This is a genomic window from Terrabacter sp. AAH1, from assembly GCF_054456855.1.
In genome coordinates this window covers 1-8,445 of record NZ_JBTJJV010000026.1, presented here as the reverse complement: position 1 = coordinate 8,445, position 8,445 = coordinate 1, and the positions used below count along the sequence as shown (strand labels likewise).

The following is an 8,445-nucleotide window of genomic DNA, read 5'->3' as shown; positions in this document are numbered from 1 at the left end:
CCGCTGAGGCGTCGGCCTCGGACCTGGCCTCGATGTGCGCCTCGATCGACTCGATCCACACCGGGTCGTTGACCATCTCCTCGTAGCCGGCCATGTCGAGCCACGGCATCGCGAGCAGGTCGACCGCCTCCAGCTGTTCCGCGGACCATCCCGCCCACGCCCCCCGCGGCCGCGACGCCACCCGGGCCTCAGGCGCCACCCGGGCCGCCGCCCTGACGCGCCCCCGCCCGCCCGGCTCGGAGGCCGCCGGCTGGGACGGCGCGGACGGCATACGCCCCGAGAACAGCTGCCAGAACCCCGCCTCGGCCACGCCACCCGCCGCGCGCTGACGCTCCTCGAGGTCAGCCAGCCGGCTCCTCAGGAGCTCGAGCGTCGACGGTTCCGATGCCATGAGTCGAACATATGTGCTACCACCGACAGTCCAACGGCGATGGTGATGCTCGAACGACGAGGCTCCGTCTCAGACAGGGCGGCGGCTCTGCACCAGGTCGCGCCTCTCAGTAATCTGTCTGCGGGCAGCTGACGTCAGCCACTCCGGACGACCCAGGGTGGTGGTGAGCCGATAAGCCTCGAGGCCGGCTGCTCGGCGGAACGTCGGCCCTCGTTGCGACGCCCCGCTCTTGAGGCCGAAGTACGGCCAGAGGTCACCGGCCGGCATGCTGCTGCCGCCGCTGCCGATGACACCGTTGGCGCGCCCGACGAGCCAGGCGATGACGGCAGCCGCGCTGGCCGTGGAGCCGCGCCGCCGGAAGATGTCGGGGTCGCCTGCGACGACCGCCGAGAGGAACCGGCGTTGGGCGGTGCGCAGCTCCACGTCGAAGTGCTCGTCCGCGAGCCGGTCGAGCAGACCCAGCACCTCGGCCACCGGTTCGCGGATGTCCTCGGGCACGGTGGACCAGTCGAGGTCCTCGTCGGGCAGCGGCGCGGTGTCCAGGACGAGGAGGGCGTCGCGACCGTCGACCGACTCTGCCAGGTGGTCGAGCACGTACTCGCTCCAGTCGGAGTCGTCGTGCGTGTCGATGACCGGCACCATGCCGAAGGGGTCGCCGAGGAGATGCGCGTAGTCCTGCACCGCGAGCCGCAGCCGCGTGGCCTCGGGCGAGCTGACGAGCGCGAGATAGGCCGATCGGCAGCGCTCCACGGCGTCCTGGACATGCGCGATCTGGTCCTTCCGCGCGCCGGTGCGGTCCAGACACCACCGCGCGAACGAGGCGACCACGGTCGGGACGCGGCGCCCCACCCGGTCGCCCACCAGATAGGAGCGCGGGAGCGTGCCGAGGAGGAGGTCCTCGACCCGGTCAGGAGTCCACGCGAGCATCGCCTTGTCGGACTGCCTGTCCCCGCCCGCGCACACCAGCGCCAGAGCGGCCCGGTCGGCGGCGTCGTCGAGGACGTCCACCCCTGCGGAGCGTGCGATGTCGGACGCCGCGAACTCGTCGACGAGGTGATCCACCGGCGCCAGCATGGCGTCGACGAAACGTTCGACCATGTCGTCGGAGTCATCGAGGTCACCCAGGTCACCCAGGTCGTACGCGTCGTCCTCGTCGTCGAACGGTGCACGCTCTCGAGTCGCCCAGCCGACCCCACCATCGGGCAGGGTCCGCAGCAACCAGTCGAGGAGCGGCCTGCCCGCGGGCCAGGTCTCCGACTCGGGGTCGTGGTGAGCCTCCGTGGTCGCGTCAAGGGCTTCTCCGACCAGGGCGCGGGCGTCGGCGAGCTCGAGCTGTTCGGAGTCGAAGCCGAACCCACGCGCGATCGGGTCGTCGATGGTGCGGAACTGGCCGACCACGACGTCGATGCTCACCGGAGTCGGGAAGGCGTCACTCACGACCGTCCCGCGCCCGTGGTCGATGTAGACGACGTAGGTGCCGGTGCCCCCACCCGCCCAGTCCACCCCCAGGAGGAGATCCTGTCCCCTGGCATCGGGCATGTCGATGAGCCGTGCGTCGAGGACCCGCGTCTCGCGAAGTCCCCTGAGCCACAGGGGCATCGGCTGCGTGCGGTGTGCGAGCTCCTGCTCGATGTCGGTGACCATGTCGGCGTCGTCGAGCAGCACCGCGAGCACGGAGAGCGCCGCGGTCGTCTCGGCGAGGTCGACACCGATGAACGACTCGACGAGCGGCGCCAGGCCAAGCGGCTCGTCACCGGACTGGCGGGGGGCCTGGGCGGCAACGATCATGGCGGAGACCCACTCTAGGAGCGGCCAGGGGTCGTCAGCTCGCAGGCCGCGCCGCAGGTCGACCATGAGCGGCTGCATCGCGTCGTCCACGAGAGTCGTGCCGCGCTTGGGCTGGCCCTCCCCGTGGATCACCCGCAGCCGTGCGTCACCGTGACGTCGCCTGCCCGATCGCCTGCCCACGCGGTCGCTCCCTCCGACTGGGTATGCCGTGTGCCTCGGCCCGCGCCCATCCTCGCACCCGGGCGAGCCGGTCAGGAGGCCGCCGCGCACGCCTGTGGACGACGCCGAAGCGGCCGGCACGACCTGTGGATCCCCAGAAGCCCTCAGCCCAGAGCGCGGACCGACGCGCGCACCTGCAACGGCATCTCGACGAGGTGCTCGCCCGGCGTCCTCGTGGGGTCGAGCAGCAGTTCGAGGGCCCGTCGCCCCATCTCCAGGTAGGGCAGCCGGGCGGTGGTCAGTCCGGGCCGCATGTAGGAGGCGATCTGGTCGTCGTCGAAGGAGGCGACCGACAGGTCGTCAGGGATCCGAAGTCCCTTCTCCTGCATGGCCTGCTGGGCTCCGAAGGCGACGCGGTCGTTGAGGCAGAGCAGTGCGGTCACTGGGGCGCCGGACTCGAGCACCTGCTTGGTCGCGTCGTAGCCGTTCCAGGGCTCCCACTGCTCGATGTCGGCGACGGCGACGGGCGTGACGCCGGCCTCGTCGAGTGCCCGGTGGATGCCGTCGAAGCGGCGTCCGATCGTGACGGAGACGTTCGGGTCGGCGCGTGCGATGGGGGCGTTGCCGATGATGGCGATGCCGTCGCGGTGGCCGGCGTCGATCAGGTGGCGCGTGACGGTATACCCGGCCTGGTCCTCGTCGGGGAGCACGGAGACGGGAACCTCGGGGTTGACGCAGTTGACGGTGACGGCGCGGATGCCGTCGGGCAGTGGCGGGAGCTCGATGAGGCGTGCCGACAGCGCTCCGAAGATGAGCCCGTCGACCTGGCGGTCGGCCATGGAGTCGAGCGCCTTGCGCAGCTGTTTGGGGTGGTTGAAGGTCTCGGCGATGAGGACGCCGCGGTCGCTCTCGTCGGCGGCGTCGAGCAGGCCGCGGATCATCGCCGAGGCGAAGCGGGTGACGGTGACGTCGTCGGAGATGAAGCCGACGGTCCCGGTGGTGCCGAGGCGCAGGGAGCGGGCCTGGGGGTTGGGCCGGTAGTTGAGCTCGCGGGCGGCCTCGTGGATGCGAGCGACGGCGTCGGCGGAGAGGCGTGAGCCGGGCCGGTTGTTGAGCACGAGGCTCACGGCCGTCTTCGACAGCCCCGCCCGCTCGGCGACGTCGGCGAGCGTCGTCCGCTTGTTCACTGGCCCCCCTTGGTCGTCGCGTCGTCGCGTCGTCGCGACCGTGCGTATGCCGGGTGCGCCCTTCCAGGGGCGCGTGGGCCAGCGTACCCCACGGTAGGGAGGTCCTCCCGGCATACCTGCTGGTGAAAAGGTTTTAGCAACCCCTTGTGCCATCGCTGACGGATGCCCTAACGTCTCGTGCTGAAAGGTTTTAGCAGTGGCGCTGACCTGACCACCCCGGAGGAATCGATGAAGCTCACCCCCACCCCCAAGCGCATCGCCGTCGGCCTGCTCGCCGCGGCGCTGCCCCTGTCCATGGCCGCCTGCACCAAGGGCGGCAGCTCGAGCTCCGGCGGTGCCGGCGGTGAGCTGACGATGTGGACGCACAACGCCGGCAACAAGGCCGAGCTCGCGGCGATCCAGCAGATCGTCACCGACTACAACGCGAGCCAGAGCAAGTACAAGGTCAAGGTCCAGGCGTTCCCGCAGGACTCCTACAACCAGTCCGTCGTCGCGGCCGCGGCCAGCAAGAAGCTCCCGTGCATCCTCGACATCGACGGCCCGAACGTGCCGAACTGGGCGTGGGCCGGCTACCTCGCGCCGCTCGAGGGCCTCGACGACACGCTGTCGAAGTACCTCCCGACCGTGCTGGGCAAGTACGACAACAAGACGTACTCCTACGGCTACTACGACGTCGCGCTCGTGATGGTGACGCGCAAGACGATCCTCGACAAGTACGGCATCCGCGTCCCCACCGTCGAGCAGCCCTGGACCAAGGACGAGTTCACCGCGGCCCTGAAGAAGCTCAAGGCGTCCGGCGACTTCCAGAACCCGCTCGACATCGCGACGAGCTTCACCGGCGAGTGGTGGCCCTACGCGTACTCCCCGATGCTGCAGAGCTTCGGCGGCGACCTCGTCAACCGCGACGGCTACAAGACTGCCGACGGAGCGCTCAACGGCCCCAAGGCGGTCGAGTGGGCGAAGTGGTTCCGCGGCCTCGTCACCGACGGCCTCGTGCCGCTCAAGTCGGGCGCCGACCCGGCCAAGGACTTCATCAACGGCAAGTCCGCGATTCTCTACAACGGCACGTGGACCGCGGTCGACACCCGCAAGGCCTTCGGCAAGGACACGCTCTTCCTCCCGCCGCCGGACCTCGGCAACGGCCCGAAGATCGGTGGCGGCTCGTGGCAGTGGGGCATCTCGCAGAACTGCACCGACCAGGCCGGCGCGCTCGACTACATGAAGTTCGCGGCGCAGGACAAGTACGTCGCGAGCGTCGCCCGCGACACGAACAACATCCCGGCGACCGATGCTGCCGCCGCGCAGGTGAAGGGCTACGAGAAGGGCGGGGAGAACCAGGTCTTCCTCGACTACGCGAAGAAGTTCGCCGTGCTGCGTCCCGTGACGCCCGGATACCCCTTCATCGCAACGGAGTTCACGAAGACCGCGCAGGACATCCTCAACGGCGCCGACCCCAAGCAGGCGCTCGACCAGGCCGTCAAGGACATCGACGCCAACCAGAAGTCCAACGGCTACTTCCAGTGAGTGACTGACATGACGACCATCACCTCGGCCGAGAGCGCCTCGGCGACGCGACGGGGGCGGGCGGCCAGGCGAGGCGACAAGCCCGGCTCGACCCGCACCCCGGTGAAGGGCTCACGCTCGTCGACGACGACGGCGCTGCTCATGCTGGCCCCCGCCGGCATCCTGCTCATCACGTTCCTGCTCGTGCCGATCGGGCTGACCTTCGGGCTCGCGTTCACCAACGCCCGCCTCATCAGCCCGCGGCCGGCGGAGTTCATCGGCGTCGACAACTTCGTGCGGCTCTTCGAGGACGACACGTTCTGGGCGTCGCTGCGCAACACGGTCATCTTCGCGGCGATCATCGTGCCGGTGCAGTCGGCGTGCGCGCTGGGGCTGGCGCTGCTCGTCAACGTCAAGATGCGCGGCGTCAACTTCTTCCGCACCATCTACTTCCTGCCGGTCGTCACGTCGATGGTCGTCGTGTCGATGCTGTGGCTGTTCATGTACCAGAAGAACGGCCTCATCAACCAGGTGCTGCTGAAGTTCGGCATCGAGGGGCCCGACTGGCTCGGCGACCCGAAGACGGCACTGCTCGCGATCATCCTCATGTCGGCGTGGCAGGCGATGGGCTTCCACATGGTCATCTGGCTCTCCGGGCTGCAGACGATCCCGGGCGACCTCTACGAGGCGGCCGAGCTCGACGGCGCCGGCACGTGGGAGAAGTTCCGCTACGTCACGTGGCCAGGGCTGCGGGCGACGCGCACCTTCATCCTCATCACCATCACGATCTCGGCGTTCGCCTTGTTCACGCAGGTCAACATCATGACCCAGGGCGGCCCGCTCGACTCGACGTCGACGGTCGTGCTCATGGCGGTGCGCACCGGCTTCCAGCAGCAGCAGACCGGCTACGCGTCGGCGATCTCGCTCGTCTTCTTCGTGCTTGTTCTCGCCGTCACCCTCGTCAACCGCCACCTCACCCGAGACAAGGACGCCTGATGAGCACCGCAACCGCACCGGGCCTCGGAGCCGACCACCTCGCCCACGTGGCGGACTCGACCTCAGCGACACCGCGCCGCCGCACGACAGACGGGCGACCCGGCATGCGCAAGCCGCTCGCCCTCGTGGGACGGCTCGTGCTGTGCCTCGTCTTCGGGCTGCCGCTGCTCTTCATGTTCGTCAGCAGCTTCAAGCCCGACCTGCAGATCTTCGGCGACCTCGGCAGCTGGAAGGCGTTCCTGCCGGTCGGTGACGTGTCGCTCGACAACTACACGGGCGTCTTCGGGAGAGTTCCCTTCGCCCAGTTCATGACCAACTCGGTCGTCATCACGGTCGTCACCGTGGTGCTGGGGGTCGTCGTGAACTCGATGGCGGCGTTCGCACTGGCGCGCATCAAGTTCCGGGGCAGCGGGCTCGTGCTCGGGCTGATCCTCGCGACGCTGATCGTGCCGTTCGAGACGCTGGCGCTGCCGTTGCTGTGGTGGGTCAACAAGCTGCCGTTCCTCGGGCCCGACGGGCTGACCGAGGGGTGGCTCGACACCTACCAGGTGCAGATCATCCCGTTCATCGCGAACGCGTTCTCGATCTTCCTCTTCTACCAGTACTTCGACTCGATCCCGAAGGAGCTGGACGAGGCGGCGAAGGTCGACGGGGCGGGGTGGTTCCGCATCTACCGCAGCATCGTGATGCCGCTGTCGGGGCCGGCGGTCGCGACGGTCGCGATCCTGACGTTCCTGCCGACGTGGAACCAGTACCTCTGGCCGTTGATGTCGGTGCAGAGCGAGGAGCTGCGCCCGGTCATGGTGGGCATCGACTACTTCAAGCAGCTGAACACCTCGTGGGGGCAGATCATGGCGTACGCGTCGATGATCACCGCGCCCGTACTGGTCCTCTTCATCGCGTTCCAGCGCTCGTTCATCAACTCCATCGCCTCCTCCGGCGTGAAAGGCTGACTCGTGTTCAAGCTTCCCGAGGCGTGGGTGTGGGACTTCTGGACCGTCGACGACGGCGAGCAGTACCACCTGTTCTTCCTCTACGCGTCGCGTGCGCTGCGCGACCCGCATGCCCGTCACCACCGGGCGTCGGTCGGGCACGCGGTGTCCTCTGATCTCGTTCACTGGGAGCGGGTCACGGACGCGCTCGTGCGCTCGGACGCGCCGGCGTTCGACGACCTCGCGACGTGGACCGGGTCGGTGGTGCGGCACCCGGACGGGCGCTGGTTCATGTTCTACACAGGCGCGCGGCTCAACGAGCAGGGCGTGAACGTGCAGTCCATCGGGTATGCCGTCTCGTCTGACCTCTACGTGTGGGACAAGGCGCCGGGCCCGGTGCTCGAGGCGGATGCCCGGTGGTACGAGAAGCTCTCCGACGGGCACTGGCACGACGAAGCCTTCCGCGACCCGTGGGTGTTCGCCGACCCGGACGGCGACGGGTGGCACATGCTCATCACGGCGCGCGCCAACCACGGCGACCCCGTGGACCGTGGGGTCGTGGGGCACGCATGGTCCGCGGACCTGGAGAGCTGGGAGCTTCGGGAGCCGCTCTCGGAGCCGGGGCAGGGGTTCGGGCAGCTCGAGGTGCTGCAGCCCTTCGTCGTCGACGGCCGCCAGGTGCTGCTCTTCAACTGCCTGGTGGGAGACATGCCGGAGGCTGCTCGGGCCGAGGGTCTCGCGGGCGGCGTCTGGGTCGCCGACGCCAAGTCGCCGCTCGGGCCCTACGACATCGCGGGTGCCCAGGTCATCGACGACTCGAGCCTCTACGTCGGCAAGTTCGTCACCGAGCGTGGCTCAGGGGAGACGAAGTTCCTCGCGTTCGTGCACGACCGCGACGGCGCCTTCGTCGGCGAGATCACCGACCCGTATGCCGTCTCGTGGGAGGGCGACCGCCTGCGCCTGTCGTGAGGCGCTTCGGGAGGTGGTCAGAGCACCCCCAAAGCTCGTGTAGAGTTGCTCGAGCAGAAACCGCTGGGACTGCGCAGGACCTGCTGGGACGGCCTGAAGGCCGGATCGCCGGATTTGGTCCTGATAGCTACTAGCGGGTAAGTTTGAAGGGTTGCCCCGGAGGCCTCCTCGTAGAGGTGGTTGATGGTGTGTGTCCGATTCTTGAGAACTCAACAGCGTGTCAAAAATCGATGCCAATTACCTCGTCCCGAGGCGCGGCACGGCCACTCGATAGTGGGTGGGTGTGTGGTGTCTTGGACGAATTATCCTTTGGTTGAATTGAACTTCTAGCTTTTTGAGCTGGTTGTTCGACTTCAGTCAGGTTTTCGGACCCTTCAGGGGTTCAAAGTTTGCTCACTTCTTTTCGGGGTGGGTGTTTGAACATCAACGGAGAGTTTGATCCTGGCTCAGGACGAACGCTGGCGGCGTGCTTAACACATGCAAGTCGAACGGTGACGATCAAGCTTGCTTGGTCTGATCA

Annotated in this window: 7 protein-coding genes and 1 rRNA gene; 5 read left to right on the top strand and 3 right to left on the bottom strand. The window is 68.1% G+C overall.

Features of this window, described 5'->3' with window-relative positions; genetic code table 11:
• The 3 genes from ACXR8F_RS21465 to ACXR8F_RS21455 all read right to left on the bottom strand — a co-directional run.
• Nucleotides 1-391, bottom strand: a 391-nt coding sequence (locus ACXR8F_RS21465) for a hypothetical protein (protein WP_458803618.1), incomplete at its 3' end; no start/stop codon positions are given.
• A 69-nt stretch (nucleotides 392-460) separates the two neighbouring features.
• Nucleotides 461-2,359: a hypothetical protein gene (locus ACXR8F_RS21460; RefSeq protein WP_458803617.1), complete on the bottom strand. Its 1,899-nt coding sequence runs from the start codon at nucleotides 2,357-2,359 to the stop codon at nucleotides 461-463.
• Between the two features lie 143 nt (nucleotides 2,360-2,502).
• The gene (locus tag ACXR8F_RS21455) at nucleotides 2,503-3,525 is read right to left on the bottom strand and encodes a LacI family DNA-binding transcriptional regulator (protein WP_458803616.1); all 1,023 of its coding nucleotides are present in this window, start codon (nucleotides 3,523-3,525) and stop codon (nucleotides 2,503-2,505) included.
• A gap of 228 nt (nucleotides 3,526-3,753) precedes the next feature.
• On the opposite strand from ACXR8F_RS21455, the gene ACXR8F_RS21450 reads away from it, so the two are divergent.
• From ACXR8F_RS21450 to ACXR8F_RS21430, 5 genes are all read left to right on the top strand, one after another.
• On the top strand, nucleotides 3,754-5,049 hold the full coding sequence (locus ACXR8F_RS21450; protein ID WP_458803615.1) for an ABC transporter substrate-binding protein: 1,296 nt from the start codon (nucleotides 3,754-3,756) through the stop codon (nucleotides 5,047-5,049).
• Between the two features lie 9 nt (nucleotides 5,050-5,058).
• Entirely contained in the window at nucleotides 5,059-6,024 is a 966-nt protein-coding gene (locus ACXR8F_RS21445) for a carbohydrate ABC transporter permease (protein WP_458803614.1), read from the top strand.
• Between the two features lie 104 nt (nucleotides 6,025-6,128).
• Entirely contained in the window at nucleotides 6,129-6,977 is an 849-nt protein-coding gene (locus tag ACXR8F_RS21440; protein WP_458803619.1) for a carbohydrate ABC transporter permease, read from the top strand.
• 3 nt (nucleotides 6,978-6,980) lie between these two features.
• Nucleotides 6,981-7,925: a glycosyl hydrolase family 32 gene (locus ACXR8F_RS21435; protein ID WP_458803613.1), complete on the top strand. Its 945-nt coding sequence runs from the start codon at nucleotides 6,981-6,983 to the stop codon at nucleotides 7,923-7,925.
• Between the two features lie 423 nt (nucleotides 7,926-8,348).
• Nucleotides 8,349-8,445, top strand: a 16S ribosomal RNA gene (locus ACXR8F_RS21430); the annotation flags it as partial.